The organism is Azotobacter bryophylli (assembly GCF_042643485.1).
GTDB classification, from domain to species: domain Bacteria; phylum Pseudomonadota; class Gammaproteobacteria; order Pseudomonadales; family Pseudomonadaceae; genus Azotobacter; species Azotobacter bryophylli.
Genome location: NZ_JBHRSJ010000012.1, coordinates 115,324 through 141,196 on the forward strand (window position 1 = coordinate 115,324; position 25,873 = coordinate 141,196).

The following is a 25,873-nucleotide window of genomic DNA, read 5'->3' on the forward strand; positions in this document are numbered from 1 at the left end:
CGCTTAGCCCTTGAACACGTCGTCGACGGACTTCAACGGATAGTGCTTCGGATACGGCAGTGCCGCCACGCCGCTTTCGATGGCCGCCTTGGCCACCGCATCGGACACCACGGTGAGCAGGCGAGGATCCATCGGTTTCGGAATGATGTATTCGCGGCCGAACTCAAGCCCGGAGACGCCATAGGCATCGCAGACCTCCTTCGGTACCGGCTGCTTGGCCAGATCGCGCAGGGCATAGGCCGCGGCGATCTTCATCTCCTCGTTGATGCGGGAGGCGCGCACGTCGAGGGCACCGCGGAAGATGAAGGGGAAACCCAGGACGTTGTTGACCTGGTTGGGATAGTCGGAACGACCGGTCGCCATGATCACGTCGTCGCGAGTCGCATGGGCCAGCTCTGGAGCGATTTCCGGGTCGGGGTTGGAGCAGGCGAACACCACTGGGTTCGGCGCCATGAGCCGCAGGTTTTCCGCACCGAGCAGGTTCGCCCCGGAGAGACCGACGAAGGCATCGGCACCCTCGAGCGCATCTGCCAGGGTGCGCTTGTCGGTTTCGTGGGCGAACACCGCCTTGTACTGGTTGAGGTCGTCACGCCCCGAGTGGATCACACCCTGGCGGTCGATCATGAAGATGTTCTCGACCTTGGCACCCACGCTGATCAGCAGCTTCATGCAGGAAATGGCCGCGGCGCCAGCGCCGAGACAGACGATCTTGGCTTCCGGCAGGGTCTTGCCGGCGATTTCCAGGGCATTCATCATTCCGGCGGCCGTGACGATGGCCGTGCCGTGCTGGTCGTCGTGGAACACCGGGATATCGCACTGCTCGATCAGGGCGCGCTCGATCTCGAAGCACTCGGGCGCCTTGATGTCTTCCAGGTTGATGCCGCCGAAGGTGATGGAGATGCGCTTGACGGTATCGATGAAGGCCTGGGGGCTTTCAGCGTCGACTTCGATGTCGAACACGTCGACACCGGCGAAACGCTTGAACAGAACGCCTTTGCCTTCCATTACAGGCTTGGAGGCCAGCGGACCGAGGTTGCCCAGGCCGAGGATCGCAGTGCCGTCGGAAATGACGGCGACCAGATTGGATTTGCCGGTGTACTTGTGGGCCAGTTCGGGATCTCTGGCGATTTCGCGAACGGGCTCGGCGACGCCCGGGCTGTAGGCCAGCGACAGATCACGGGCGGTAGCGGTCGGCTTGGTCAGTTCGACGCTCAGCTTACCGGGACGAGGGGAGGCATGATATTCAAGGGCGGCGGTTTTAAGATCGGACATATTTTTAGTTCCGCATTATTTTGATGTTTTGATTTTAGTGGTTATACGGCTGGCGCCCGAGCATACGGCAAGACGGCGCCCCACGACAAGACTAGACATCGCACTCTGTCAAGTCCTCTAGTATAAGACTTTAATCCAATCTCCCGGACGCGGTTCACGATCCGGATAAAGATTGTTCAACAGACGCAGCCGCTGCACCGAAGCCTCCGCCAGGCCATGATCGAAGTCGGCCAGCCGCTGCCCCGCCCCGACCCGAACCAGCTCCAGCCGAAGGGGCTTGGCAAGCTTCCGTTCGTCATCCCGAAGCGGCCGAAAACTCCTGATCACCTGAAGAAAACCGGCATCCGCGTCGGAAAGGTCGGACCGCCCCTTGAGCGCCGCCACGAACAGGAAGGCCTGATCCCCCTTGTAGAGAACGGCGACCCGGCGGGCCGTTGCCCCGGGCACCACCCCGGTATAGCCCTGCAGGCCCTGCGCCTGCAGCGCCTCACCGGCTAGCAGGCGCTGATCGCCGATCCGCTGCCGGAGGAAGTCGACCGGGGTGAGCCGTGCATCGGCAGGCTCCAGGGTCAACGCGATCAGCCCCTTGCGATCGGGCGTCAGCCCCACCAGCATGTCCGGTCGGTTGAGCAGTTGCCAACCAGCCGGAAGGCGCAGGGTGAAGTTCAGCGGACCGTGGTAGAAAGCTTGCCCCCGGCGCACGCCGGAAGCCTCCGAGTCGCCGAAGGTCAGGCCTTCCAGATGCCGAAGGAAGCCGTCGCGATTCACCTCCTGCTGCGCCGAGACCAGCGCGCGCGCCGGCCCCAGCACCTCATGCAAACGCCGATCGTTATCCGGATGGCTATCGAACAGACCGTGGTAGCTGCCGGCCGGCGGGGCTTCGCCGTGCCTGGCGGCCTCGGCCCGGGCGAAGTCCTCCTGATTCTTCAGAATGCGCACCACCTCGATCATCGCCTGCGGATCGTAGCCCGCCCGAGCCAGGTACTGAGCGCCGAGACCGTCAGCCTCCAGCTCCATGTCCCGTCCGTAGCCGCGCACGACGGCGCTGCCCAGGACAGAAGTCAGATCGCCGGCCGCACCGACACCGGTACCGATCGCGATCACCTGGCTGACGATGCTCCAGGCGCTCGCCTGGCTCTGTTGGCGCACGCTGTGGCGCGCCGTGACATGGCCGACCTCGTGCCCGAGCACCGCCGCCAGCTCGGCCTCGGAGTTGAGGTAGGCGAGCAGCCCCCGGTGGATGTAGACATAACCGCCGGGCAAGGCGAACGCGTTCAGCTCGGGCGAGTCGATCACGGTGAAGCGGTACTGCAGGCCGCTGCGATGGCTGTGACGCGCGACCCGCTCGCCGACCTGCTGCACGTAGGCCTGCAAGGCTTCATCGGCGTAGCGCGGATATTCCGCCAGGACCTGCTGATGGTACTTGCGCCCGAGCTCGAGCTCCTGGCGCTCGCTCATCATGACGAAATCGCTGCGCCCGCTGACCGGGTTCGTCGCACAGCCCGCCAGAAGGCTGGCGAGCAACAACAGGACAAAGCGCAGGCTCATGGCAACACCTCGAGCATCACCGGATGGGTCAGCGGCAGCATCCAGCGCACCTGCCCCGAGGCTGTACCGCCGCGGCGGGCGCGATCGACCACCCAGCCGCGGGCCTCGATGCGCCGACCGGGCAGGCGCTGCAGGGCAGCCAAATCGAACTGTCCCAGCAGATGCGGCTCGACATGCAGCACCAGCGGCCCGTCCAGCTCGATCCATAGACCGCCGCGGTTGCGCTCTACCCTGCGCACCGCCGCCCGCACCAGGGCGAAACCGCCGCCCCGCAACTGCTCAGGGCTCTTCCAGGCCGGACGTCGCCACAGCCCGCGACCATCCGCTCTCGCCTCATGCTCGGCCTGCAACTGGCAGTCGACCAGGGAGACATTCGGCGCCACCGCCACCAGATAGCCTAGCCCCTCCGCCAGCAACTGAGCCTCCCAGTTGCGCCCGCGCGCATCGTAGGCATGGGCCAGGGTGCGGCCATAGCGGTCCCGCGCTTGGCTGCCCGGCAGCAGCATCACCCGATCGGCATTACCCTTCACCGATTGCTGCAGGCGTTCGCGTGCCGCCTCGGCGAAAGGCTCGGCGGGCCGCCCGCGATGCCCGAGCTCCGGGGCGTTGATACCGATCAAGCGAACCCTGCGACCATCGGCCAGGCGCAGGGTGTCGCCATCGATCACCTGCTGCACGAGTGCAGTGGATGCCCCGTCCGACAGCGGACAGAGGGCGAGAGCAGGAAAAACCCAACCCCCGAAAACAAAAAAGGCGCCCACTAGGGACGCCTTTTTCACTCGCCCGAAAAAGTCCATCAGGACTTCTCGGTTGCGCGTGCTTACTTGGAGCCGAACACGCCGAAACGCTGCTTGAAGCGGTCGATACGGCCACCGGTGTCGAGCATTTTCTGCTTGCCGGTGTAGAACGGGTGGCACTCGGAGCACACATCGATGCTGATGCTCTTGCCAATGGTGGAGCGAGTCTTGATCACGTTACCGCAGCTGCAGGTCGCTTCGATCTCGACGTAATTCGGATGGATATCGGCTTTCATAAAAAGTCCTCGAGTCTGGCGTGCCGCCACACGACCCTATGTCGAGTACCGCACGGAAACAGGCGGCGGATGATACCAGAGCGCCGGACCGATGCAAGCCGCCCAACCGACAGCGCAGACGAGACGGGCTCGCAGGCCTCGTGTCCGACCTGCCCCATGCCAGCCTGAAGCGGCCTTCAGCCTGTTAATATCGCCGCTCATCACCAAGGACCGCCCGCGTGCCCGCCCCGATCGTCCGCCTCGCCCTGCCCTCGCCGCTGCGCCGGCTGTTCGACTACCGCGCGCCGCTCGGCGTGCCGTACACCGCCCTGCAGCCTGGCGTGCGCTTGCGCGTGCCGTTCGGTCGACGCGAGGTGATCGGCGTCCTGGTGCAGCGGGTCGAGCACAGCGAGGTGCCGGAAGACAAGCTGAAAAGCGCCGTGGAGCTCCTGGATGCCCAGCCGCCGCTGCCGGAGAGCCTGTTCCGGCTCTGCCAGTGGACGGCCCAGTATTACCAGCACAGCCTCGGCGACACCTTCACCTGGGCCCTGCCGACCCTGCTGCGCCAGGGCGAACCGGCGGAGGTGCGCCAGGAGCGCTTCTGGCACGTCGCCGAAGGCGTGCGTCCGGACGATCCGCGCCTGGCCCGCGCGCCGCGCCAACGCGAAGTGCTAAGGACCCTCGCCCAGCATCCCCACGGAGTTCCCCACGCGCTGCTCGGCAAGCTGCAACTGAACAAGAACAGCCTCGATCTGCTGCTGGAAAAGGGCCTGCTGCGCCTCGAAGTGCGCCGCCACCGGCCGGCCGAGCGGCACGGCGACTGGCTGGCGCAGGCCGAGCTGCCGCTCAACGACGAGCAGCGCAATGCGGTCGAAGCGGTGCGGGCCGGCTTCGGCGGCTTCAATGCCTATCTGCTCGCCGGAGTCACCGGCAGCGGCAAAACCGAGGTCTACCTGCAACTGATCCATCAGGTGCTCATGGCCGGCAAGCAGGCCCTGGTGCTGATCCCCGAGATCAACCTGGGGCCGCAGACCCTGGAGCGTTTCACCCGCCGCTTCAACGCCCGGATCGCCCTGCTCCACTCCAGCGTCAACGATCGCGAACGCCTGGACGCCTGGCTGGCGGCGCGCGACGGCGAGGCGGACATCGTCATCGGCACCCGCTCGGCGCTGTTCACGCCGCTGAAGAACCCCGGCCTGATCATCGTCGACGAAGAGCACGACGCCTCCTATAAACAGCAGGAAGGCCTGCGCTACCACGCCCGCGATCTGGCCGTGGTCCGCGCCCGCCAAGAAGAGGTCCCGATCCTGCTCGGCTCGGCCACTCCCTCGCTGGAGAGCCTGCACAACGCCCATGCCGGCCGCTACGCCCTGCTGCGCCTCAGCCGTCGCGCCGGCAACGCCAAACCACCGCGTTTCCTGCGCCTGGACGTTAAGAGCCTGCCACTGGACGCCGGCATATCCCGGCCGCTGCAACAGGCCATCGCCGAAACCCTCGCCGCCGGCCAGCAGGTCCTGGTGTTCCTCAATCGTCGCGGCTTCGCCCCGACCCTGCTGTGCCACGACTGCGGCTGGATCAGCCAGTGCCCGCGCTGCGATGCGCGGATGACCCTGCACCAGCGCCATCGCGAAGTGCGCTGCCATCATTGCGGACATGTCGAGCGCCAGCCGAGCAACTGCCCGCAGTGCGGCCAGGTGGACCTGCGCCCGGTGGGGGCCGGCACCGAACGCGCCGAGGAGCGCCTGGCCATCCTCTTCCCGGACTACCCGGTACTGCGCATCGACCGCGACAGCACGGCACGCAAGGACGCCATGCAGCGGATGTTCGCCACCATCCAGCACGGCGAGCCCTGCCTGCTGGTCGGCACGCAGATGCTCGCCAAGGGCCATCACTTTCCGCGGGTCACCTTGGTGGCCATCCTCGACGCCGACAGCGGGCTGTTCTCCGCCGACTTCCGCGCCAGCGAGCGCATGGCCCAGCTGATCATGCAGGTCGCCGGCCGCGCCGGCCGCGCCGAGGAGGCGGGCCGCGTGATCATCCAGACCCATCTGGCCGACCACCCGCTGCTGGTCCAGCTCACCGAGCAGGGCTACTTCGCCTTCGCCGAGCAGGCGCTGAGCGAGCGCCGCGCCGCCGGCCTGCCGCCGTTCTCCCATCTCGCCCTGCTGCGCGCCGAAGCGCACAAGCCGGGACAGGCCGAGGGCTTTCTCGATCAGGCCTGCAGCGAGGCGGAGCAGCTGCTCGGCACCCTGAACCTGTCCGGCACCGAGCTGCTCGGCCCGGTACCGGCACCGATGGAGCGCCGCGCCGGCCGCTATCGCGCCCAGTTGCTGGTACAGGCCAACAACCGCGCGCCGCTGCACCGCCTGCTGGGCCCCTGGCTGACGGTTCTCGAGCAGCTCCCCGGCGCCCGGGCCGTGCGCTGGTCGCTGGATGTGGACCCGATCGACCTGTACTGAAAACGCCCCGCCCCCGCCGGAACGGGCATGGAAATCAGCGCCGGCACGGACTTCCCATCCGCCCGACAGCGGTTGGCAAGCCCGCGGCAGCCGCGGATAATGCTCGGTTTTCAACCCCGTTTCCGGCTGTACCGCCCGAAGAGCAGAGCATGAAAGACACGATTCGCCAGTTGATCCAGCAAGCCCTGACCCGCATGACCGAAGACGGTGTCCTGCCGGCTGGCCTGACCCCGGCGATCCAGGTGGAGAACACCAAGGACAAGAGCCATGGCGACTTCGCCAGCAACATAGCCCTGATGCTGGCCAAGCCGGCGGCGATGAAGCCGCGCGACCTCGCCGAGAAGCTGGTCGCCGCCCTGCCGGCCGACGCCGCCATCAGCAAGGTGGAAATTGCCGGTCCGGGCTTTCTCAACTTCTTCCAGAACAGCGACGCCCTGGCCCGGCGCCTGGAAGCGGCACTGGCCGACGAGCGTCTCGGCGTGACCAAGAATGGCCGCACCGGGCGGGTGGTGGTCGACCTCTCCTCGCCCAACCTGGCCAAGGAAATGCACGTCGGCCACCTGCGCTCGACCATCATCGGCGACGCCGTGGCCCGCGTGCTGGAGTTCCTCGGCGACACCGTGATCCGCCAGAACCACGTCGGCGACTGGGGCACCCAGTTCGGCATGCTGCTGGCCCACATGGAAGAGAACCCGGCCGCGGCCGAGGGCGAGCTGTCCGACCTCGAGCACTTCTACCGGGCGTCGAAGAAGCGCTTCGACGAGTCCGACGAATTCGCCGACCGCGCCCGCCAGCTGGTGGTCCGCCTGCAGACCGGCGAGCCGGAATGCCTGCGCCTGTGGAAGCACTTCAACGAGGTTTCCCTGAGCCACTGCCAGGAAGTCTACGACCGCCTCGGCGTCAGGCTGAGCCCGGCCGACGTCAGGGGCGAAAGCTCCTACAACGAGGACCTGCCCGGCATCATCGAGGCCCTGCGGGCCAAGGGGCTGCTCACCGAGAGCGACGGCGCCCAGTGCGTGTTCCTCGAGGAATTCAAGAACGCCGAGGGCAATCCACTGCCGGTGATCGTGCAGAAGGCCGGCGGCGGCTATCTGTACGCCACCACCGACCTCGCCGCGATGCGCTACCGCAGCCAGCAGCTCAAGGCCGACCGCGTGCTGTACTTCGTCGACCAGCGCCAGGCGCTGCACTTCCAGATGACCTTCGAAGTGGCCCGTCGCGCCGGCTTCGTCGATGCTGCCACCGAACTCGAACACATGGGCTTCGGCACCATGAACGGCGCCGACGGCCGTCCGTTCAAGACCCGCGACGGCGGCACGGTCAAGCTGATCGATCTGCTCAACGAGGCCGAGCAGCGCGCCTACGCCCTGGTCAAGGACAAGAACCCCGAACTGGCCGAGGACGAACTGCGCAGCATCGCCCGCGCCGTCGGCATCGGCGCGGTCAAGTACGCCGACCTGTCCAAGCACCGGGCCAGCGACTACAGCTTCAACTTCGACCTGATGCTCAGCTTCGAAGGCAACACCGCACCCTACCTGCTCTATGCCTACACCCGGGTGGCCAGCGTGTTCCGCAAGCTGGGCCTGGGCTTCGACCAGATCGAAGGCAGCATCGCAATCGAGGCCGAACAGGAACAGGCGCTGGCCGCCAAGCTGGCGCAGTTCGGCGAAGTGCTCGGCAACGTCGCCGAGAAGGGCCAGCCGCACCTGCTCTGCGCCTACCTGTACGATCTGGCCGGCCTGTTCTCGAGCTTCTACGAGCACTGCCCGATCCTCGCCGCCGACAGCGAGGCCCGCAAGCAGAGCCGCCTGCGCCTGGCCGCCCTGACCGGACGCACCCTCAAGCAGGGGCTGGAGCTGCTCGGCCTGGAAACCCTGGAACGGATGTAAAAGGACTTACCCACCAGCATGGCAAAGAAGAAATCTCCTCCCAAACGCGGCGCCAGCCGCAATTCGCCGCCGGCGAAAAGGTCCGTCCCCAGCTGGTTCTGGCTGGTCTGCGGTCTGGCCGTCGGCGGATTCGGGATGTTTCTGGCGAAACTGGAGCCGGGCGGCGACGAGGTGAAGCGGGAAACCGCCGAGGAACGCCCCGCGACCAAGCCCCAGCAGCCGGCTAAGCCGAAATACGACTTCTATACCCTGCTGCCGGAAACCAAGGTCATGTCGCCGCCGAGCACCCTGACATCGGAGACGCCGCCGACCACGCCGCCCAAGCTGACGCCGGAACAGGACGCCGCCCGCGCCCAGGCCCTGCTCGAAGGCCGCACGCCGCCTCCGCCGCCCAGCGCTCCCGTAGCCCCGCCCAAGCCGGTGACGGCGACCGCTCCCGCTCCGACTCCCGCCGCGGCGCCAGCACCGGCCCCTGCGCCGGCCCCCGCGACCGCGCCCAGCGCTCCCAAGGCGGCGGCACCAGCCAGCCAGTTCTTCCTCCAGGCCGGCTCCTTCCGCAGCAAGGAAGAAGCGGAGAGCGCCCGTGCCCGCCTCACCCTGCTGGGCGAGAATGCGCGCATCGAGGTCGGCAACGTCCGCGGCGAGACCTATCACCGGGTCATGGCCGGCCCCTACACCAGCCGCCAACAGCTCGAGAAGGCGCAGAAACAGCTGGCCGGCAACGGCTTCCGCAATCTGCTGCAACAGGAACGGCGTAGCCGCTGAAATACGCCTCGGACCGGCCGTCGGCGCCGGTCCGAGGCGATGCGGGACGACGGGCCATGCGTGCCTCTCCGCCTCCTCCCGACTCGGCCGCTGCCTGTCCGTCCGCCGGTCACGACCTCCCGTCCTCGGCGCTTGAAATAACCCGGAACCTCCCCCATATAAGCTCCGTTCGGGCATTTCCGCCCCGCTGCGTGGAGGCTTTTCCCCTTGACCACCATCGTTTCTGTGCGCCGCCAAGGCAAAGTCGTCATGGGTGGCGACGGCCAGGTTTCCCTCGGCAATACCGTGATGAAAGGCAATGCGAAGAAGGTTCGCCGCCTCTACCACGGCCAGGTATTGGCCGGCTTTGCCGGGGCCACCGCGGACGCCTTCACCCTCTTCGAGCGCTTCGAGGGTCAGCTGGAGAAGCACCAGGGCCACCTGGTCCGCGCCGCCGTCGAGCTGGCCAAGGACTGGCGCACCGATCGCTCCCTGAGCCGCCTGGAAGCCATGCTGGCGGTGGCCAACAAGGACGCCTCGCTGATCATCACCGGCAACGGCGACGTGGTCGAACCGGAAGAAGGCCTGATCGCCATGGGCTCCGGCGGCCCCTATGCCCAGGCCGCCGCCAAAGCGCTGCTGCAGCACACCGACCTGTCCGCCCGGGAAATCGCCGAGACGGCCCTGAACATCGCCGGCAGCATCTGCGTCTTCACCAACCAGAACCTGACCATCGAAGAGCAGGATCTCGACTGAGCACCCGCTCCGGTATCCGGCTGCCATACTGCATGCAGCCGTCAAACAGACCGCCGCGGCGGGTGGCTTGACGCCGATCCGCCCCACGCATGAAGCGAGCCTTACCCATGTCCATGACGCCCCGCGAAATCGTCCACGAACTCAACCGCCACATCGTCGGCCAGGACGACGCCAAGCGCGCCGTCGCCATCGCCCTGCGCAACCGCTGGCGGCGCATGCAGCTGCCGGCCGACTTGCGCGCCGAGGTCACGCCGAAGAACATCCTGATGATCGGCCCGACCGGCGTCGGCAAGACCGAGATCGCCCGCCGCCTGGCGCGCCTGGCGAACGCCCCCTTCATCAAGGTGGAAGCGACCAAGTTCACCGAGGTCGGTTATGTGGGACGCGACGTAGAATCGATTATCCGGGATCTCGCCGATGCGGCGGTGAAGATGCTGCGCGAGCAGGAGATCCAGCGGGTGAGCTTCCGCGCCGAGGACGCCGCCGAGGAGCGTATCCTCGACGCCCTGTTGCCGCCGGCGCGCCAGGGCTTCGACGAGGAGGCGCCGCGCGAGGACTCCAACACCCGCCAGCTGTTCCGCAAGCGCCTGCGCGAAGGCCAGCTGGACGACAAGGAGATCGACATCGAGCTCACCGAGAGCCCGGCCGGCGTGGAGATCATGGCGCCGCCCGGCATGGAGGAGATGACCAACCAGCTGCAGAACCTGTTCTCCAGCATGGGCAAGGGCAAGAAGAAGGCCCGCAAGCTGAAGGTCAAGGAGGCCCTCAAGCTGGTGCGCGACGAGGAAGCGGCGCGCCTGGTCAACGAGGAGGAGCTGAAGGCCCGCGCCCTGGAGGCCGTGGAGCAGAACGGCATCGTCTTCATCGACGAGATCGACAAGGTCGCCAAGCGCGGCAACGTCGGCGGCGCGGACGTGTCCCGCGAAGGCGTGCAGCGCGACCTGCTGCCGCTGATCGAGGGCTGCACGGTGAACACCAAGCTGGGCATGGTCAAGACCGACCATATCCTGTTCATCGCCTCCGGCGCCTTCCACCTTTCCAAGCCCAGCGACCTGGTGCCCGAACTGCAGGGCCGCCTGCCGATTCGCGTCGAGCTGAAGGCGCTGAGCCCGCAGGATTTCGAGCGCATCCTCACCGAGCCGCATGCCTCGCTGACCGAGCAGTACTGCGCGCTGCTGAAGACCGAGGGGCTGGACATCGAATTCACCGCCGACGGCATCAAGCGCATCGCCGAGATCGCCTGGCAGGTCAACGAGAAGACCGAGAACATCGGCGCCCGTCGCCTGCACACCCTGCTAGAGCGTCTGCTGGAGGAGGCCTCCTTCAGCGCCGGCGACCTGGCCGCCGACCACAGCGGCAGGCCGATCGTGATCGACGCCGCCTACGTCAACCAGCACCTGGGCGAGCTGGCACAGGACGAGGATCTGTCGCGCTACATCCTTTAAGACCTGCAGGGAGCGGATTCATCGGCCCCGCACGGAGCCATGGATCCGCTCCCGTGCCCGCCCGACGGAAGACTTCCCCCATGCGCATTCCCTCCGCGATCAAGCTGCACAAGGCCTCGAAGACCCTCGAGCTGCAATACGGCCCCGACGAGCGCTACAGCCTCAGCGCCGAGTTCCTCCGCGTGCACTCCCCTTCCGCGGAAGTGCAGGGACACGGCAACCCGATCCTGCAGTACGGCAAGCAGAACGTCGGCCTCGTCGGCGCCGAGCCGGCCGGCCAGTACGCGCTGAAGCTGATCTTCGACGACGGCCACGACAGCGGCCTCTACACCTGGGACTACCTCGACCAGCTGGCGCAGCGGCAGCAACAATTGTGGGCCGACTATCTGGACGAACTGGATCGCGCCGGGAAATCCCGCGATCCCAGCGAGTCCGTGGTCAAGTTGATGCTCTAGCCGGCACCGCCCCGCTCTTTCGGCTCGAACGCCCGGAGCGTCCCCCGCCAGGCCGTCTAATCCGGACTCGGCCAAGACAAAGCCCGCTGCCAGCATTAGAATGTCCAGCACATTTTTCCGGTACCAGCGATATGAACGATCCGCGCAAGAACCACGAGGCAGAGCCCGTCACTCACTTCGGTTACCAGAACGTGCCGGAAAGCCAGAAGGCGAAGAAGGTGGCCGAGGTGTTCCACTCGGTGGCGGCCAAGTACGACCTGATGAACGATGTGCTCTCCGGCGGCTTGCACCGCCTGTGGAAGCGCTTCACCATCGAGTTGTCCGGCGTGCGCCCGGGCAACCGCGTGCTCGACATCGCCGGCGGCACCGGCGACCTGACGCAGCAGTTCTCGCGCCTGGTCGGCCCGACCGGCGAAGTGGTGCTGGCCGATATCAACGAATCGATGCTCAAGGTCGGCCGCGACAAGCTGCTCGACCGCGGCGTGGCCGGCAACGTCAGCTTCGTCCAGGCCGACGCCGAGAAGCTGCCGTTCCCCGACAACCACTTCGACGTGGTGACCATCGCCTTCGGCCTGCGCAACGTCACCCACAAGGAAGACGCCCTGCGCTCCATGCTGCGGGTGCTGAAGCCAGGTGGCCGCCTGCTGGTGCTGGAATTCTCCAAGCCGAGCAACCGCCTGCTGGGCAAGGCCTACGACACCTACTCCTTCGCCTTCATGCCGCTGGCCGGCAAGCTGATCACCAACGACGCCGAAAGCTACCGCTATCTGGCCGAGTCGATCCGCATGCACCCGGATCAGGAAACCCTCAAGCGCATGATGGAAGAGGCCGGCTTCGACCGCGTCACCTATCACAACATGACCGGCGGCATCGTCGCCCTGCACCGCGGTATCAAGCCCTGATGATCGTCACGGCCCTGCTCGCCGGCGTGGAACACGGGCTAAACCGTATCCTACGCCTGGACAGCACCGCCCTGCCGCGCCTGGCCAGGCTGGCCGGCAAGGCGATAGCGGTGCAGTGCGCGGCCCCGGCCGTGGAAATCTACATCCTGCCCCACGGAGAGGGCCTGCGCCTGGCCGGTCAGTGGCACGGAGAAGTCGACTGCCGGCTGCACGCGCCGGCCGCCAGCCTGCTGCGCCTCGCCCTGAGCCGGCAGAAGACCGCCATCCTGCACGGACCCGAGGTCACCTTGGAAGGCGACAGCGCCGCCCTGCTGGCGCTCGCCGGCATCCTCCAAGACCTCGAACTGGACTGGGAATACGAAGTGTCGCGCTGGCTCGGGCCGGTCGCCAGCCACCTGCTCGGCAGCGGCCTGCGCAGCAGCCGCCGCTGGACCGGGGAGAGCCTCGGCAGCCTGCGCCAGGACTTGGCCGACTACCTTGCCGAGGAATCGCGCAACCTGGTCGGGCGCCACGAAGCGGAAGCCCGCTTCGCCGAGATCGATGCCCTACGGCTCGATCTCGACCGCCTCGACGCCCGTATCGCCCGCCTCGCCCACCTCTCGGAATCCAGCGATAACGCATGAAGCTCCTTGCCGTTCGTCGATTGTTGCGCATCCAGAGCGTCGTCATCCGCTATCGCCTTGACGACCTGCTGTTCGATCTAGCGCTCCCCTGGTGGCTGCGCGCACTGAGCTACTGCCTGCCCTGGCGCTGGTTCCCGCGCCAGAACACCGAGCTGCCGCGCGGGGCACGGGTTCGCCTGGCCCTGCAGGAGCTCGGCCCCATCTTCATCAAGTTCGGCCAGATTCTCTCCACCCGTCGCGACCTGATGCCGCCGGACATCGCCGACGAGCTGATCTGGCTGCAGGACCGGGTACCGCCCTTCGACCCAGCGCAATCGGTGGCGCTGATCGAGCAGCAGCTGGGCGCCCCGGTCAGCGAGGTGTTCGCCCGCTTCGACAGCCAGCCGCTGGCCTCGGCCTCGGTCGCCCAGGTGCACGCGGCGCAGCTGAAGAGCGGCGAGGAAGTGGTGGTCAAGGTGATCCGCCCCGGCCTCAGGCCGATCATCCGCCAGGATCTGGCATGGCTCTACCTGTTCGCCCGGCTGGCCGAGCGCGCGTCCACCGAGGCGCGCCGCCTGCATCTGATCGACGTGGTCAGCGACTACGAGAAGACCATCTACGACGAACTCGACCTGCTGCGCGAGGCGGCCAACGCCAGCCAGCTGCGGCGCAACTTCGAGCAATCGCCGCTGCTCTATGTGCCGCAGATCCACTGGGAATGGTGCCGGCCCAAGGTGCTGGTGATGGAGCGCATCTACGGCGTTCCGGTCACCGATCTGGCCGCCCTCGCCGACCAGGGCACCGACTTCAAGAAACTGGCCGAGCGCGGCGTGGAGATCTTCTTCACCCAGGTCTTCCGCGACAGCTTCTTCCACGCCGACATGCACCCCGGCAACATCTTCGTCAGCACACGCCAGCCCTGGGAGCCTCAGTACATCGCGGTGGACTGCGGCATCGTCGGCAGCCTGACCCCCGAGGACCAGGACTATCTGGCGCGCAACCTGATGGCCTTCTTCAAGCGCGACTACCGCAAGGTGGCGCAGCTGCACATCGACTCCGGCTGGGTGCCGGCGCACACCAAGGTCAACGAGCTGGAAGCGGCGATCCGTACCGTCTGCGAGCCGATCTTCGAGAAGCCGCTGAAGGACATCTCCTTCGGCCAGCTGCTGTTGCGCCTGTTCCAGACCGCACGGCGCTTCAACATGGAAATCCAGCCGCAGCTGGTGCTGCTGCAGAAGACCCTGCTCAACATCGAAGGCCTCGGCCGCCAGCTCTATCCGGAACTGGACCTGTGGACCACGGCCAAACCCTATCTCGAGCGCTGGATGCGCCAGCGCATGAGCCCGCGCGTTCTGCTCGGCAACCTGCAGGGCCAGCTCGAACAGGTGCCGCATCTGGCGCACATGACCCGCGAGGTGCTCGAAGGCATGGCCCGGCCGCACCACGGCAAGCGGGGAGACCGCCGGGACCGCAACGAGCACTGGGCCCTGCGCCTACTCGGCGCAGCCCTGCTCGGCGGTGGCGCAGTCCTGGCGGGCGAGGCCGCACCGGGGATCGAAGCGGCCTGGCCGGGCTGGCTGATGCTGACCAGCGGCATCTACCTGCTGATGCGTCGCCAGCTTGATTGACATCAAGGCCGCCGCGGCAGAGAACTACCCAGAATCGCCGGCAAACCGGCAGAGCCGATTGGTCGCAGCGTCGCATGCTGCGGGAGTGCATATGAAAGACTGGCTGGACGAAGTCAACTGGAACGCCGAGGGCCTGGTGCCCGCCATCGCCCAGGATTACCGGACCGGACGCGTACTGATGATGGCCTGGATGAACCGCGAGGCCCTGGCCCTGACCGCCGCCGAGCAGCGCGCCATCTACTGGTCGCGCTCGCGTGGTAAACTTTGGCGTAAGGGTGAAGAATCGGGCCATGTGCAGAAATTGCACGAACTGCGCCTGGACTGCGACGCCGATGTGGTCATCCTGCAGGTCGAGCAGCTCGGCGGCATCGCCTGCCACACGGGCCGGGAAAGCTGCTTCTACCGGGTTCTCGAGAATGGCGTCTGGCGAGTCGTCGATCCCGTCCTGAAGGATCCGCACGCCATCTACCATGCAGGACACACACATGAGTGACGACACCCTCCACCAGTTGGCCGAAGTGCTCGAGGCGCGCAAGAGCGCAGCGCCGGAGAGTTCCTACGTGGCAAGCCTGTACCACAAGGGCCTGAACAAGATTCTGGAGAAAGTCGGCGAGGAGTCGGTGGAAACCATCATCGCCGCCAAGGATGCCGCTGTCAGCGGCGACTGCAGCGACCTGATCTACGAGACCGCCGACCTCTGGTTCCACAGCCTGGTCATGCTCTCGGCCCTCGGCCAGCATCCCCAGGCCGTGCTGGACGAACTGCAGCGGCGTTTCGGCCTCTCCGGGCATGCGGAAAAAGCCGCGCGCCAATCGTCCACCTAACCATTTAGCTGCAAGGGAAATCCCATGGGTATCTTCGACTGGAAACACTGGCTGGTCATCCTCATCGTCGTCATCCTGCTGTTCGGCACCAAGCGCCTGAAGACGCTCGGCTCCGACCTCGGCGAAACCATCAAGGGCTTCCGCAAGGCGATGAACACCGAGGAAGGCGAAACCAAGCCCGCCGAATCTCCGGCCGGCGAAACCCTCCACAAGCCGCAGACGATCGACGCCCAGGCCCAGAAAGTCGAAACGCCTGTGCGCAAGGACTGAGCCTGACGCATGTTCGACATCGGCTTTACCGAGCTGCTCCTGGTCGGTCTGGTGGCCCTGCTGGTCTTCGGCCCCGAACGCCTGCCGGGCGCCGCCCGCACCGCCGGCCTGTGGATCGGCCGCCTGCGGCGTAGCTTCAATGCGCTCAAGAGCGAAGTGGAGCGCGAGATCGGCGCCGACGAGATCCGCCGCCAGCTGCACAACGAGCGGATTCTCGAGCTGGAGCGGGAAATGAAGCAGAGCATCCTGCCCACGCCCACCAGCCCGGCGGCGACCGAGCCCAAACCTGCCGAGGCTTCCCCGGCCCCGGCCGCCACCGACGGCAAGCCCGCCTCGCCGCCCGCCGCAGCCACGCCGGCTCCCGCAGTCTCCGCTGACGGCCAGGCGCCGACCGGCACCGCTGCCCCCAACGCCTCCTCCGACAAGACGCCCTCGCCATGAATGCCCGACCGGACAGTGACCAGGAAATGCCTCTGGTCGCACACCTGACCGAACTGCGTACGCGCCTGCTGCGCTGCGTGGTGGCGGTGCTGCTGATCTTCGCCGGCCTGTTCTACTTCGCCCAGGACATCTACACCCTGGTCTCGGCGCCCCTGCGCGCCTACCTGCCGGAAGGCGCGACCATGATCGCCACCGGGGTGGCCTCGCCCTTCCTCACCCCGTTCAAGCTCACCGCCTGGGTGGCGCTGTTCCTCAGCGTACCGGTGATCCTGTACCAGGTCTGGGGCTTCATCGCGCCGGGGCTGTACAAGCACGAGAAACGCATTGCCCTGCCGCTGCTGGCCTCCAGCATCTTCCTGTTCTACGCCGGCATGGCTTTCGTCTACTTCCTCGTGTTCCCGCTGATGTTCCACTTCTTCGCCAGCGTCACCCCCGAGGGCGTGGCGATGATGACCGACATCAACGAGTACCTGGACTTCATCCTGACCCTGTTCTTCGCCTTCGGCGTGGCCTTCGAGATTCCGGTGGCGACCTTCCTGATCATCTGGATCGGTCTGGTCGACGTGGAGACCCTGAAGAAGGCCCGGCCCTACGTGGTCGTCGGCTGCTTCGTGGTCGGCATGGTCCTCACCCCGCCGGACATCTTCTCGCAGACCCTGCTGGCGGTGCCCATGTGGCTCCTGTTCGAGATCGGCCTCCTGTTCGGCGCCATGGTCCGGCGTGACGCCAGCAAGGAAGAGACCAGCGACAGTACCGCCATCGTTCCCCGCGAGAGCGACGACCAGCCCCCGGCACCCCAGGCGTGAACCTGCTGCTGCTGGAGGACGGCGACTTCGTCGCCGAGGGTCGTGCCGTGGTGCGCGACCGCAGGCTCCGCCACCTGCACGAGGTGCATCGCGCCGAATCCGGCGACAGCCTGCGCGTCGGCCGCCTCGGCGGCCCGATGGGCGAAGGCCGCCTGCTGCGCCTGGAGGCGCACGAGGCCGAACTCGAGATACGCCTCGACCAGCCGCCGCCGGCCAAGTTGCCGTTGACCCTGCTGCTCGCCCTGCCACGGCCGAAGATGCTCAAGCGCGTGCTGCAGACCGTGGCCGCCATGGGTGTGCCGCGGCTGGTGCTGCTGAACAGCTACCGGGTGGAGAAGAGCTTCTGGCAGACCCCCTTCCTCGAGCCGCAAGCCATCCGCGAACAGCTGATCCTCGGCCTGGAGCAGGCCCGCGACACCGCGCTGCCGGACGTGCTCGTCGAGAAGCGTTTTAAGCCCTTCGTCGAGGACCGCCTGCCGGCCCTCGCCGCCGACACCCTGGGCCTGCTCGGCCATCCCGGCGCCTACCCGGCCTGCCCGCGTGCGGTCGAGGGACCGGTCACCCTCGCCATCGGCCCGGAAGGCGGCTGGATTCCCTACGAGGTGGAGAAACTGCAGGCCGCGGGCCTGGCCCCGGTGCAGCTGGGCGAGCGCATCCTGCGCGTGGAAACGGCGGTGACGGCGCTGCTGGCGCGGCTGTTCTAGGGGCTGTCCTAGGGTTCCCGCCCGCCGCGCTTCCCGGACGTCTTCGCCAGCGACAGCAGTACCCCGCCCAATAGTAGCCCCAGCGTCACCGAGAGCGAGATCCAGGCCGGCAGCTTGCCGACGATGCCGACCAGAAAGATCTTGCCGCCGATGAAGATCAGCACCAGCGCCAGCGCGTACTTGAGATAGACGAAGCGGTGGATCATCGCCGCCAGGGCGAAGTACAGGGCGCGCAGGCCGAGCACGGCGAAGATGTTCGAGGTGTAGACGATGAAGGTGTCCTGGGTGATGGCGAAGATCGCCGGGACGCTGTCCACCGCGAAGATCAGGTCGGTGAACTCGATCATCAACAGGGCCAGGAACAGCGGCGTCCCCCACAGCTGACGCCTCCCCCGGGAGTCGGCCAGACGCACGAAGAAGCGTCCTTCGTGCAGGCCGTCGGTGAGCCGCAGGTGCCGGCGCAGGAAGCCGAGCAAACGGTTGTCGGCCATGTCCGGCTCGTCCCCGGCCCGGGTGAACAACAGCTTGGCGCCGGTGACGAGGAGGAAGGCGCCGAAGGCGTAGAGAATCCAGCTGAACTCCTTCACCAGCGCCGCCCCCAGGCCGATCATCAGGCCGCGCAGGAGGATCACCCCGAGAATCCCCCAGAACAGCACTTCGTGCTGGTACAGACGCGGGACTGCCAGGTAGCGGAAGATCATCGCCATGACGAAGATGTTGTCCATCGACAGGGACTTCTCCACCAGATAGCCGGTGAAGTAATCCATGCCATCGATCGGCCCCTTCTGCCGCCAGACCCAGGCACCGAACAGCAGGCCGGCGCAGATGTAACCGGTCGACAGCCAGAGGCTCTCGCGCACGCCGACCTCGTGCTTGCGGCGGTGCAGGACGCCGAGATCGAAGGCCAGCAAGGCGAGGACGATGCCGAGGAACAGCAGCCACAGCCAGGTATCGGTACCGAGCACGTCGGCGTGGAGAAAAGCCTGGAGAACGCCCATATTCCTCTCTCCGCTGCAAGGCGCCGAAGATTCCGGCGCGGCGGACTCTTCGTCGACGGGCCCGGTCTCATGGTAGAACTATAGAAAAACGAACGGGCGCGGCAGGCTTGCCGTCCTCGCGCCGACCTCAGCGGGAGCCCGTCATGCCGTCCAGTCCAGTCTCGTCCCTCGTCCGCCCCATCCGCCTGCTGGCCGCCCTTCTGCCGGTGCTCGTCCTCGGCGCCTGCGTCTCGCTGTCCGGCCGCGACCCGCTGAACGTCAGCCTGGCCGGGATCGATCCGCTGCCCGGCGAAGGGCTGGAGATGCGCTTCGCCCTCAAGCTGCGGGTGCAGAACCCCAACAGCGACCCGGTCGATTACGACGGCGTGGCCGTCCGGCTCGAAGTCAACGAGCGGGTGCTGGCCACCGGCGTGAGCGACAAGGAGGGCAGCGTGCCCCGCTTCGGCGAACGGGTGCTGGTGGTGCCGATGTCGGTCTCGGCCCTCGCCGCGCTGCGCCAGGCCCTCGGCCTGACCACGAACGACCGGCTGGACAGGCTGCCCTACGTGCTGCACGGCAAGCTGAGCCGGGGCCGCCTCGGCAGCTTCCGTTTCGTCGACCGGGGCACCCTCGACCTGACGGCTTCCGACCAGCAGAGCCGCTAGGGGATTGCTCCCTGCCAGACGCCATGCTCTTGTATGGATTCGAGCCCCGCACTCCGGAGATTGCCATGCGCCCACTGACCATCGACCTGCAGAGCCTCGAAAACGCCCTGGACGGCGACGAAGCCGCGGATTGCTACCTGGATCTGGAAACCGGAGCCATCCTCGCCGTCACGCCGGATGCGCCGACCCCGGGCACGGCCGACAAGTACGACGTGCAGCCGGAGCGCTATCTGCACATCGCGCCGCTGACCAACGCCCGCAGCCTGGCCATGCGCGAGGACTTCCTGTTCGGCCAGGACGATCCCCACGCGCACAAGGTGCTCAGCCATGCACTGGCCGGGCGCCGGCCGCTGCGCACCTTCGACTACGAGCTGGAGAAGTTTCCCGCGGTATACGAGGCCTGGCGCGCGTTCCAGGAGGAGCAGCTGCGCGAGTACGCCATGGAATGGCTGCAGGAGAACGGCCTGGAGCCGGCCGGCGGCGGGCTCAGACCTCCAGCAGGAAGGTGACCGGGCCGTCGTTGACCAGCTGCACCTGCATGTGTGCGCCGAAACGCCCGGTCGCCACCTGCGGGTGCTGCTCCCGCGCCAGAGCCACCAGGGCATCGAACAGCGCCTCGCCCTGCGCCGGAGGGGCCGCCGAGGAGAAGCTCGGGCGCATGCCGCTGCGGGTGTCGGCGGCCAGGGTGAACTGCGAGACCAGCAGGAGCCCCCCGTCCACATCGCGCAGGGACAGGTTCATCCGGCCCTCGGCATCGCCGAAGACCCGGTAGTTGAGCAGCTTGTGCAAAAGCTTGGCGACCCTGGCCTCGTCGTCCTGCGGCTCGATGCCGACCAGCGCCAGCAGGCCCCGGTCGATGGCGCCGACGACTTCCCCGTCCACCGTCACCTGCGCCGCCGTCACCCGCTGGATCAGCGCCTTCATCAGGCATCCTCCGGCGGCAGGCCGAGCAGGCGCTGGGCCATGTCGTTGGTGGCGCGGACCAGGGCGTCGACGATGCCCGGCTCGCCCGCCGAGTGGCCGGCGTCGCGGATGATCGACAGCTCGCTGTTCGGCCAGACCTGGTGCAGCGCCCAGGCGTTGTCCAGCGGACAGATCACGTCGTAGCGGCCATGCACGATCACCCCGGGCAGGTGGGCGATCTTCGGCATGTCGCGCAGCAGCTGATCGGGCTCCAGGAAGGCGTTGTTGACGAAGTAATGGCACTCGATACGGGAGATGGACAGGGCATGTTCGTGGAAGCGCTCGACCACGTCCGGGTTCGGCCGCAGGGTGGCGGTGCGGCCCTCCCAGATCGACCAGGCCTTGGCCGCCTGCATCTGGGCGATCTCGTCGGTGCCGGTCAGGCGCTTGTAGTAGGCCCGCATCAGGTCGCCGCGCTCCTCCGGCGGAATCGGCGCCAGATAGTCCTGCCAGTAGTCGGGGAACAGGCGGCTGGCGCCCTCCTGGTAGAACCAGTGGAAGTCCTGCGGCCGGCACAGGAAGATGCCCCGCAGAATCAGCCCGTGCACCCGCTCCGGATGGGTCTGGGCATAGGCCAGCGCTAGGGTCGAGCCCCAGGAGCCGCCGAACAGCACCCACTTGTCGATGCCGAGGAATTCGCGGATGCGCTCCATGTCGGCGACCAGATCCCAGGTGGTGTTCTTCTCCAGGCTGGCGTGCGGCGTCGAGCGACCGCAGCCGCGCTGGTCGAAGGTGACGATGCGGTACAGGCTGGGATCGAAGAAGCGCCGACTCAGGGCATCGCAGCCGGCCCCCGGGCCGCCGTGGACGAACAGCACCGGCAAGCCGTCCTGCGTGCCGCTCTCGTCGATGTAGAGTTTATGGGGATGGTCCACCGCCAGGAGATGGCGGGCGTAGGGTTTGATCTCTGGATAGAGGGTTTGCATGCTCGGCTCCGGGGCTGAACAGGACCGCCGTCCTGGGGATTAACGCGCATCATAGCGGGGAAACGCCCCGCGGGGATGCCGCAGGTCACTCCAGGCCGCGAACGGGGATAGCCATCATCCGCGTGCGATATCCGGAGAGGGCGAGAGCAGCGAGCACTTTCCGGGGCAGGAGGGAGCATCGTGCACATCACCCATCTCAGTGTCCCCGAGGCCCTCGCCGGCCTCCACAGCAGCGACGGCGGACTCGGCACGGCGGAAGCGGAGCGCCGGCGCGGCGAGTACGGACCGAACCGCATCGAGCGGATCCGCGGCGAGCCCCTGTGGCTCCGGCTCGCCCGACAGTTCACCCACTTCTTCGCCCTCCTGCTGTGGCTGGCCGCGGCCCTGGCCTTCTTCGCCGAATACCGCGATCCCGGCCAGGGCATGGCCACCCTCGGCTGGGCCATCGTCGGCGTCATCCTGCTCAACGGCGCCTTCTCCTTCTGGCAGGGCTACCAGGCGTCCCAGGCCATGGCCGCGCTCAACAGGCTGCTGCCGAACCAGGTCACCACGCTGCGCGACGGCCGCGCCTGCCGCCTGGCGGCCGACCGCCTGGTGCCCGGCGATCTGGTGCTGGTCCAGGAAGGCGACAGCGTGCCGGCCGATTGCCGGCTGATCGAGGCCACCGGCCTGCGGGTCAGCCTGGCCACGCTGACCGGCGAGTCCCTGCCCCAGGCGCGCAACGGCGAGGCCGGCGAGGACCTGCCGCCCTTCGCCGCGACCAACCTGCTGCTGGCCGGCAGCTCGGTGGTCGCCGGCCACGGCCGCGCACTGGTCTTCGCCACCGGCATGCGCACCGAATTCGGCAAGATCGCCCGGCTGACCCAGACCGGCGGCGAAGGTCCCTCGCCACTGCAGCGGGAAATCGCCCGCCTGTCGCGCCTGCTGGCACTGCTCGCCCTCGGCATCGGCACGCTGTTCTTCCTGATCGGCCACGCCCTCGGCCTGCCGTTCTGGCAGAACCTGATCTTCGCCATCGGCATCATCGTCGCCAACGTGCCGGAAGGCCTGCTGCCCAGCGTGACCCTGGCGCTGGCCATGGCGACCCAGCGCATGGCCCGGCAGAACGCCCTGATCCGCCATCTGCCGGCGGTGGAGACGCTGGGCGCGGCCACGGTGATCTGCACCGACAAGACCGGCACCCTGACCCTCAACCACATGAGCGTGCGCCGGTTGTACGTGGCCGGCCGCCTGGTCGACCTGCCGCGGACCGGCGAAGCGCGCACCGCCGACGGCGAGCGGCTGCGCCCCCTGTTCGACGTGGCGCGCCATTGCCACGGCCTGCGCGAGGTGACCGACGCCGGCCGGCACGCCGTGCTGGGCGATCCGATGGAGGTGGCCCTGGTGGAGATGGCCCGCCGGGAAGGAGGCGATGCCGCGCCGTACCGGCGCCTCGACGAGCTGCCGTTCGATACCTCGCGCCGGCGCATGTCCACCCTGCATCAGGGCCCGGAGGGCCGCATCCTCTACTGCAAGGGGGCGCCGGAGGCGGTCGTTCCGCTGTGCGGGCGGATGCTCGCCACCGATGGCGTCGAGCCGCTCGGCGAGGCGCGCCGCGAGCGCCTGCGCCAGGCCCAGGAGGACATGGCCGGGCGCGGCCTGCGGGTCCTGGCGCTGGCCTGGCGGCCGCTGCCGGATTCAGCGTCAGGCGACGAACTGGAACGCGAGCTGATCCTCGCCGGTCTGGTCGGCATCGAGGACCCGCCCCGCGCCGAGGTGGCCGAGGCCATGCGCCGCTGCCGGGAGGCCGGGATCAAGGTGATCATGCTCACCGGCGACCATCCGGTCACCGCCACGGCCATCGCCCGCGAAGTCGGTCTGGTGACCGGCGCAGAGCCGCGGGTGATCACCGGCGGCGAGCTGCAGCGCTTCTCCGAGAGCCAGTTGCAGTTCGCCCTGGAGGCCCCGGAGATCCTCTTCGCCCGGGTCAGCGCCGACCAGAAGCTGCTGGTGGTCGAGGCGTTGCAGCGCAAGGGCCAGGTGGTGGCGGCCACCGGCGACGGGGTGAACGACGCGCCGGCGCTCAAGCGCGCCGACATCGGCATCGCCATGGGCATCGGCGGCACCGACGTGGCCCGCCAGGCGGCGGACATGGTGCTGCTCGACGACAACTTCGCCAGCATCGTCCGGGCGGTGGAGGAAGGCCGCGCGGTCTATGCCAACATCCGCAAGTTCCTCACCTACATCCTGAGCTCCAACGTCCCCGAGCTGGTGCCCTACCTGGCCTTCGCCCTGCTGCGCATCCCGCTGCCGCTGACCATCGTGCAGATCCTCGCCATCGACCTCGGCACCGACATGCTGCCGGCGCTCGGCCTCGGCGCCGAACGCCCGCACCCGCAGGGCATGCGCCGCCCGCCCAGGCCACGCAGCGAGCGGCTGCTGTCCTGGCCCCTGCTCGGGCGCGCCTATCTGGTGCTCGGCCTGTGCGAAGCGGTGGCCGGCATGAGCCTGTTCTTCCTGGTGCTGCACTGGGGCGGCTGGGAGTACGGCATGCCGCTGGCGCTCGGCGACCCGCTCTATCGGCAGGCCACCGGGGCCTGCTTCGCCGCCATCGTGGTGATGCAGGTGGCCAACGTCCTGGTCTGCCGCAGCCCCAGCGAATCGCTGCTGGCGACCGGGCTACGCGGCAACCGCCTGCTGCTCTGGGGCATCGTCGTGGAACTCGCGCTGGCCCTGGCGATCATCTATACGCCACCGGGACAGATCCTGTTCGGCACCGCCGCCCTCCCCGCCCACGCCTGGCTGGTCATGCTGCCGTTCGCCGCGGCCCTGATCGTCGTCGAGGAACTGCGCAAGCGGGCAGTGCGCCGGCAGGGCGCGAACCTGGCGGCACGCTCCCGATAGCCCCGCTTCCCTTTCCGACAACGAGGACGTCCCCCATGGCCCGCCTGCATCTGGAATTCCCCGACGAGCTGTTCTGCTACGCCACCCACATGAGCGTGCGCAACTCGGACATCAACGCCGCCCGCCACCTGGCCAACGACGCGCTGATCTCGATGATTTCCGAAGCCCGCTCGCGCTTTCTCCTGACCCACGGCGTCGACGATGTGAAGAACGAGAATCCGGGGCTGATCGTCACCGACCTGGCCACGGTCTACAAGGCCGAGGCCTATGCCCACGACCGCCTGCGCTTCGAGGTGGGGATGACGGACTTCAACCGCTACGGCGGCGACCTCGTCTTCCGCGTCGGCCGCCCGGCCGACGGCACGCTGGTGGCCCTGGCCAAGAGCGGCTTCGTCTTCTTCGATTATCCGAGCGGCAAGGTGATCCCCATGCCCGAAACCTTCGCCGCGCGCTTCCCCCAGGCGCAGCCGGCTCGCTAGCGGCTCAGCCCCGCTCCGCGCGGGGCATGTGCACGGCCAGCCAGACCGTCGCGACCGCCGGGTCGGTGGCCTCGACGCGATGGCGCTGCCCCGCCGGGATCAGCAGGTAGTCGCCGACGCTCAGGCGGAACGGCTCGGCCCGCTCCTCCAGACGCAGTTCGGCGCTGCCGGCCAGCAGCAGCACCCACTCGTCCCAGTCCTGGTCGTACCAGAAACCGGGCGGACTGGCCTGCCCCCGGGAAACGATGCGCTCGATCCGGCAGCCGGGCCGCGTCAGCAGATCGTCGAAACGCTCCCCGGCGCAGGCGTCCGGCAGCGGCCGGAAGAGGTTGCCGCCGGCGGGCATGGGCGCTTCCGGGCAGCGGGTCATTCGGTCTTCGCCGGCTGCCGCCAGATCAGCGGCGCGAGATCGTAGCCCCGCTGGCGCGCCACCGCGAGCAGACGCTCGCGCTGCTCGGGGGAAACCTGTGGATCGCGGGCGAGCAACCAGAGATAGTCGCGGTCGGGGCTGCCGACCAGGGCCAGGCGGTAGGTCGGGTCGACGTAGAGCACCCAGTAGTCGCCCTTGGTCAGGAAGGGGAAGAGGCGGCTGAAGGTATTGTCGAAACGCACCCAGAGCCGATCGTTGCGGCCCTTCTCCTGCGGCCAGGCCTTGCCGCGGGCTTCGATCCACTCGCCCTCGGCGGTGCGGCAGCGGTTGAGCACGGCCAGTTCGCCGGACTCCTGCAGGCGATAGTGCGCCTCGGACTCCAGGCAGCGGCGCTGGAAATACATCGGCAGACGCGCCAGCTCGTACCAGGTGCCCTCGTAGCGCTCCAGATCCAGCCGCCCGGCGCTCTGCGGCGGCTGCGTACCCCAGTTCGCGCAGCCGCCGAGCAGCAGGCCCATCATCAACATGCCGATTCGACGCATCCTTCTTGGCTCCTCGATTCCCGCGCTTACTTGAGACCCTGGCCGGAGAACATCAGCACCTTGTCGCCGGCGTACTGCACGCTGATGAAGGCCTTCTCGTCGCCCCAGGTGCAGCTGGAGAAGCCCAGGGCGCCGGAGCATTCGCCCGGCTTGCCGAGCAGTTGCTCGACTTCGGCCTTGGTCATCCCGGCCTTGAGCTTGGAATAGTTCTCCTGGTTGATATTGGTACAGGCGGCCAACAGGACGCACAGGGACAGCAGGGCTAGACAACGCGACATCGAAAGGCTCCTCGGACGAGAGAAGCCACAAGC

The 25,873-nt window shown here is 67.6% G+C and carries 29 protein-coding genes; 19 read left to right on the forward strand and 10 right to left on the reverse strand.

Translation table 11 applies throughout. The annotated features are described in order from the left end of the window. Positions 1 to 3 precede the first annotated feature (3 nt). The 4 genes from ACFOJE_RS06745 to rpmE all read right to left on the reverse strand — a co-directional run bounded on the left by ACFOJE_RS06745 (position 4) and on the right by rpmE (position 3,853). Complete coding sequence (locus tag ACFOJE_RS06745; protein ID WP_377813523.1) at positions 4 to 1,272, reverse strand: malic enzyme-like NAD(P)-binding protein; 1,269 nt, start codon at positions 1,270 to 1,272, stop codon at positions 4 to 6. Between the two features lie 117 nt (positions 1,273 to 1,389). Next, positions 1,390 to 2,820, reverse strand: coding sequence for a M48 family metalloprotease (locus ACFOJE_RS06750; protein WP_377813524.1), 1,431 nt, complete (start codon positions 2,818 to 2,820; stop codon positions 1,390 to 1,392). Beyond that, on the reverse strand, positions 2,817 to 3,617 hold the full coding sequence (locus ACFOJE_RS06755) for a thermonuclease family protein (RefSeq protein ID WP_377813525.1): 801 nt from the start codon (positions 3,615 to 3,617) through the stop codon (positions 2,817 to 2,819). Before ACFOJE_RS06755 ends, ACFOJE_RS06750 begins: the two co-directional genes overlap by 4 nt. Before the next feature lie 23 nt (positions 3,618 to 3,640). Further along, a complete protein-coding gene (rpmE, locus tag ACFOJE_RS06760; RefSeq protein WP_377813526.1) occupies positions 3,641 to 3,853 on the reverse strand; it encodes a 50S ribosomal protein L31 in 213 nt (70 codons plus the stop codon). A gap of 218 nt (positions 3,854 to 4,071) precedes the next feature. On the opposite strand from rpmE, the gene ACFOJE_RS06765 reads away from it, so the two are divergent. The 15 genes from ACFOJE_RS06765 (at position 4,072) to ACFOJE_RS06835 (ending at position 17,757) form a co-directional block, all read left to right on the forward strand. After that, positions 4,072 to 6,291 (forward strand): primosomal protein N', encoded by a 2,220-nt coding sequence (locus ACFOJE_RS06765; protein WP_377813527.1) that lies wholly within the window; start codon positions 4,072 to 4,074, stop codon positions 6,289 to 6,291. Between the two features lie 149 nt (positions 6,292 to 6,440). Next, positions 6,441 to 8,180, forward strand: a complete 1,740-nt coding sequence (argS, locus tag ACFOJE_RS06770) for an arginine--tRNA ligase (protein WP_377813528.1) — start codon at positions 6,441 to 6,443, stop codon at positions 8,178 to 8,180. 18 nt (positions 8,181 to 8,198) lie between these two features. Then, entirely contained in the window at positions 8,199 to 8,945 is a 747-nt protein-coding gene (locus ACFOJE_RS06775; protein ID WP_377813529.1) for an SPOR domain-containing protein, read from the forward strand. A gap of 207 nt (positions 8,946 to 9,152) precedes the next feature. After that, on the forward strand, positions 9,153 to 9,680 hold the full coding sequence (gene hslV, locus ACFOJE_RS06780; protein WP_377813530.1) for an ATP-dependent protease subunit HslV: 528 nt from the start codon (positions 9,153 to 9,155) through the stop codon (positions 9,678 to 9,680). Positions 9,681 to 9,787: 107 nt separating this feature from the next. After that, complete coding sequence (hslU, locus tag ACFOJE_RS06785; protein ID WP_377813531.1) at positions 9,788 to 11,125, forward strand: ATP-dependent protease ATPase subunit HslU; 1,338 nt, start codon at positions 9,788 to 9,790, stop codon at positions 11,123 to 11,125. A gap of 80 nt (positions 11,126 to 11,205) precedes the next feature. Further along, entirely contained in the window at positions 11,206 to 11,580 is a 375-nt protein-coding gene (locus ACFOJE_RS06790; protein WP_377813532.1) for a gamma-butyrobetaine hydroxylase-like domain-containing protein, read from the forward strand. 131 nt (positions 11,581 to 11,711) lie between these two features. Beyond that, positions 11,712 to 12,482, forward strand: coding sequence for a bifunctional demethylmenaquinone methyltransferase/2-methoxy-6-polyprenyl-1,4-benzoquinol methylase UbiE (gene ubiE / locus ACFOJE_RS06795; RefSeq protein WP_377813533.1), 771 nt, complete (start codon positions 11,712 to 11,714; stop codon positions 12,480 to 12,482). After that, entirely contained in the window at positions 12,482 to 13,105 is a 624-nt protein-coding gene (locus ACFOJE_RS06800) for a ubiquinone biosynthesis accessory factor UbiJ (protein WP_377813534.1), read from the forward strand. The genes ubiE and ACFOJE_RS06800 overlap by 1 nt, the downstream gene beginning before the upstream one ends. Further along, the gene (gene ubiB, locus ACFOJE_RS06805; protein WP_377813535.1) at positions 13,102 to 14,712 is read left to right on the forward strand and encodes a ubiquinone biosynthesis regulatory protein kinase UbiB; all 1,611 of its coding nucleotides are present in this window, start codon (positions 13,102 to 13,104) and stop codon (positions 14,710 to 14,712) included. The genes ACFOJE_RS06800 and ubiB overlap by 4 nt, the downstream gene beginning before the upstream one ends. A gap of 91 nt (positions 14,713 to 14,803) precedes the next feature. Then, the gene (hisI, locus tag ACFOJE_RS06810; protein WP_377813536.1) at positions 14,804 to 15,205 is read left to right on the forward strand and encodes a phosphoribosyl-AMP cyclohydrolase; all 402 of its coding nucleotides are present in this window, start codon (positions 14,804 to 14,806) and stop codon (positions 15,203 to 15,205) included. Next, positions 15,198 to 15,536 carry a phosphoribosyl-ATP diphosphatase gene (locus ACFOJE_RS06815; RefSeq protein WP_377813537.1) on the forward strand — a complete coding sequence of 113 codons (339 nt, stop codon included), beginning with the start codon at positions 15,198 to 15,200 and terminating at the stop codon, positions 15,534 to 15,536. The genes hisI and ACFOJE_RS06815 overlap by 8 nt, the downstream gene beginning before the upstream one ends. Before the next feature lie 24 nt (positions 15,537 to 15,560). Then, on the forward strand, positions 15,561 to 15,806 hold the full coding sequence (locus ACFOJE_RS06820) for a twin-arginine translocase TatA/TatE family subunit (protein WP_377813538.1): 246 nt from the start codon (positions 15,561 to 15,563) through the stop codon (positions 15,804 to 15,806). A gap of 9 nt (positions 15,807 to 15,815) precedes the next feature. Then, complete coding sequence (gene tatB, locus ACFOJE_RS06825; protein ID WP_377813539.1) at positions 15,816 to 16,247, forward strand: Sec-independent protein translocase protein TatB; 432 nt, start codon at positions 15,816 to 15,818, stop codon at positions 16,245 to 16,247. After that, positions 16,244 to 17,053: a twin-arginine translocase subunit TatC gene (tatC, locus tag ACFOJE_RS06830; protein WP_377813540.1), complete on the forward strand. Its 810-nt coding sequence runs from the start codon at positions 16,244 to 16,246 to the stop codon at positions 17,051 to 17,053. The genes tatB and tatC overlap by 4 nt, the downstream gene beginning before the upstream one ends. Beyond that, positions 17,050 to 17,757, forward strand: coding sequence for a 16S rRNA (uracil(1498)-N(3))-methyltransferase (locus ACFOJE_RS06835; RefSeq protein WP_377813541.1), 708 nt, complete (start codon positions 17,050 to 17,052; stop codon positions 17,755 to 17,757). The genes tatC and ACFOJE_RS06835 overlap by 4 nt, the downstream gene beginning before the upstream one ends. Positions 17,758 to 17,765: 8 nt before the next feature. On the opposite strand, the gene ACFOJE_RS06840 is transcribed toward ACFOJE_RS06835, so the two are convergent. Then, on the reverse strand, positions 17,766 to 18,755 hold the full coding sequence (locus tag ACFOJE_RS06840; RefSeq protein ID WP_377813542.1) for a TerC family protein: 990 nt from the start codon (positions 18,753 to 18,755) through the stop codon (positions 17,766 to 17,768). A 143-nt stretch (positions 18,756 to 18,898) separates the two neighbouring features. On the opposite strand from ACFOJE_RS06840, the gene ACFOJE_RS06845 reads away from it, so the two are divergent. After that, positions 18,899 to 19,399, forward strand: a complete 501-nt coding sequence (locus tag ACFOJE_RS06845) for an LEA type 2 family protein (RefSeq protein WP_377813543.1) — start codon at positions 18,899 to 18,901, stop codon at positions 19,397 to 19,399. 65 nt (positions 19,400 to 19,464) lie between these two features. Next, positions 19,465 to 19,908, forward strand: coding sequence for a UPF0158 family protein (locus tag ACFOJE_RS06850; RefSeq protein ID WP_377813544.1), 444 nt, complete (start codon positions 19,465 to 19,467; stop codon positions 19,906 to 19,908). On the opposite strand, the gene dtd is transcribed toward ACFOJE_RS06850, so the two are convergent. Together dtd and pip are read right to left on the reverse strand one after the other, a co-directional pair. Further along, on the reverse strand, positions 19,886 to 20,323 hold the full coding sequence (dtd, locus tag ACFOJE_RS06855) for a D-aminoacyl-tRNA deacylase (RefSeq protein ID WP_377813545.1): 438 nt from the start codon (positions 20,321 to 20,323) through the stop codon (positions 19,886 to 19,888). The genes ACFOJE_RS06850 and dtd overlap by 23 nt on opposite strands. Then, positions 20,323 to 21,288 carry a prolyl aminopeptidase gene (gene pip / locus ACFOJE_RS06860; protein ID WP_377813546.1) on the reverse strand — a complete coding sequence of 322 codons (966 nt, stop codon included), beginning with the start codon at positions 21,286 to 21,288 and terminating at the stop codon, positions 20,323 to 20,325. The genes dtd and pip overlap by 1 nt, the downstream gene beginning before the upstream one ends. A gap of 180 nt (positions 21,289 to 21,468) precedes the next feature. Here pip and ACFOJE_RS06865 point away from each other — a divergent pair, with 180 nt between their 5' ends. Beyond that, entirely contained in the window at positions 21,469 to 24,171 is a 2,703-nt protein-coding gene (locus ACFOJE_RS06865; RefSeq protein WP_377813547.1) for a cation-translocating P-type ATPase, read from the forward strand. 35 nt (positions 24,172 to 24,206) lie between these two features. Further along, complete coding sequence (locus ACFOJE_RS06870) at positions 24,207 to 24,650, forward strand: acyl-CoA thioesterase (RefSeq protein WP_377813548.1); 444 nt, start codon at positions 24,207 to 24,209, stop codon at positions 24,648 to 24,650. A 4-nt stretch (positions 24,651 to 24,654) separates the two neighbouring features. Here ACFOJE_RS06870 and ACFOJE_RS06875 read toward each other — a convergent pair whose 3' ends face one another. Genes ACFOJE_RS06875 through bamE form a run of 3 tightly spaced genes read right to left on the reverse strand, consistent with a single transcriptional unit; the run spans position 24,655 to position 25,840 of the window. Continuing rightward, complete coding sequence (locus ACFOJE_RS06875; protein WP_377813881.1) at positions 24,655 to 24,996, reverse strand: cupin domain-containing protein; 342 nt, start codon at positions 24,994 to 24,996, stop codon at positions 24,655 to 24,657. Positions 24,997 to 25,016: 20 nt separating this feature from the next. Beyond that, complete coding sequence (locus tag ACFOJE_RS06880; RefSeq protein WP_377813550.1) at positions 25,017 to 25,562, reverse strand: lipocalin family protein; 546 nt, start codon at positions 25,560 to 25,562, stop codon at positions 25,017 to 25,019. A 26-nt stretch (positions 25,563 to 25,588) separates the two neighbouring features. Continuing rightward, positions 25,589 to 25,840 (reverse strand): outer membrane protein assembly factor BamE domain-containing protein, encoded by a 252-nt coding sequence (bamE, locus tag ACFOJE_RS06885; protein ID WP_377813551.1) that lies wholly within the window; start codon positions 25,838 to 25,840, stop codon positions 25,589 to 25,591. Positions 25,841 to 25,873: the final 33 nt, after the last annotated feature.

What these genes read in the sequence shown, in the direction of transcription:
- ACFOJE_RS06745 (WP_377813523.1), bottom strand. Translation starts at nt 1,272, where the DNA reads ATGTCCGATCTTAAAACCGCCGCCCTTGAATATCATGCCTCCCCTCGT.
- ACFOJE_RS06750 (WP_377813524.1), bottom strand. Translation starts at nt 2,820, where the DNA reads ATGAGCCTGCGCTTTGTCCTGTTGTTGCTCGCCAGCCTTCTGGCGGGC.
- ACFOJE_RS06755 (WP_377813525.1), bottom strand. Translation starts at nt 3,617, where the DNA reads ATGGACTTTTTCGGGCGAGTGAAAAAGGCGTCCCTAGTGGGCGCCTTT.
- rpmE (WP_377813526.1), bottom strand. Translation starts at nt 3,853, where the DNA reads ATGAAAGCCGATATCCATCCGAATTACGTCGAGATCGAAGCGACCTGC.
- argS (WP_377813528.1), top strand. Translation starts at nt 6,441, where the DNA reads ATGAAAGACACGATTCGCCAGTTGATCCAGCAAGCCCTGACCCGCATG.
- ACFOJE_RS06775 (WP_377813529.1), top strand. Translation starts at nt 8,199, where the DNA reads ATGGCAAAGAAGAAATCTCCTCCCAAACGCGGCGCCAGCCGCAATTCG.
- hslU (WP_377813531.1), top strand. Translation starts at nt 9,788, where the DNA reads ATGTCCATGACGCCCCGCGAAATCGTCCACGAACTCAACCGCCACATC.
- ACFOJE_RS06790 (WP_377813532.1), top strand. Translation starts at nt 11,206, where the DNA reads ATGCGCATTCCCTCCGCGATCAAGCTGCACAAGGCCTCGAAGACCCTC.
- ubiE (WP_377813533.1), top strand. Translation starts at nt 11,712, where the DNA reads ATGAACGATCCGCGCAAGAACCACGAGGCAGAGCCCGTCACTCACTTC.
- ACFOJE_RS06800 (WP_377813534.1), top strand. Translation starts at nt 12,482, where the DNA reads ATGATCGTCACGGCCCTGCTCGCCGGCGTGGAACACGGGCTAAACCGT.
- ubiB (WP_377813535.1), top strand. Translation starts at nt 13,102, where the DNA reads ATGAAGCTCCTTGCCGTTCGTCGATTGTTGCGCATCCAGAGCGTCGTC.
- hisI (WP_377813536.1), top strand. Translation starts at nt 14,804, where the DNA reads ATGAAAGACTGGCTGGACGAAGTCAACTGGAACGCCGAGGGCCTGGTG.
- ACFOJE_RS06815 (WP_377813537.1), top strand. Translation starts at nt 15,198, where the DNA reads ATGAGTGACGACACCCTCCACCAGTTGGCCGAAGTGCTCGAGGCGCGC.
- ACFOJE_RS06820 (WP_377813538.1), top strand. Translation starts at nt 15,561, where the DNA reads ATGGGTATCTTCGACTGGAAACACTGGCTGGTCATCCTCATCGTCGTC.
- tatB (WP_377813539.1), top strand. Translation starts at nt 15,816, where the DNA reads ATGTTCGACATCGGCTTTACCGAGCTGCTCCTGGTCGGTCTGGTGGCC.
- tatC (WP_377813540.1), top strand. Translation starts at nt 16,244, where the DNA reads ATGAATGCCCGACCGGACAGTGACCAGGAAATGCCTCTGGTCGCACAC.
- ACFOJE_RS06840 (WP_377813542.1), bottom strand. Translation starts at nt 18,755, where the DNA reads ATGGGCGTTCTCCAGGCTTTTCTCCACGCCGACGTGCTCGGTACCGAT.
- ACFOJE_RS06845 (WP_377813543.1), top strand. Translation starts at nt 18,899, where the DNA reads ATGCCGTCCAGTCCAGTCTCGTCCCTCGTCCGCCCCATCCGCCTGCTG.
- ACFOJE_RS06850 (WP_377813544.1), top strand. Translation starts at nt 19,465, where the DNA reads ATGCGCCCACTGACCATCGACCTGCAGAGCCTCGAAAACGCCCTGGAC.
- dtd (WP_377813545.1), bottom strand. Translation starts at nt 20,323, where the DNA reads ATGAAGGCGCTGATCCAGCGGGTGACGGCGGCGCAGGTGACGGTGGAC.
- pip (WP_377813546.1), bottom strand. Translation starts at nt 21,288, where the DNA reads ATGCAAACCCTCTATCCAGAGATCAAACCCTACGCCCGCCATCTCCTG.
- ACFOJE_RS06870 (WP_377813548.1), top strand. Translation starts at nt 24,207, where the DNA reads ATGGCCCGCCTGCATCTGGAATTCCCCGACGAGCTGTTCTGCTACGCC.
- ACFOJE_RS06875 (WP_377813881.1), bottom strand. Translation starts at nt 24,996, where the DNA reads ATGCCCGCCGGCGGCAACCTCTTCCGGCCGCTGCCGGACGCCTGCGCC.
- ACFOJE_RS06880 (WP_377813550.1), bottom strand. Translation starts at nt 25,562, where the DNA reads ATGCGTCGAATCGGCATGTTGATGATGGGCCTGCTGCTCGGCGGCTGC.
- bamE (WP_377813551.1), bottom strand. Translation starts at nt 25,840, where the DNA reads ATGTCGCGTTGTCTAGCCCTGCTGTCCCTGTGCGTCCTGTTGGCCGCC.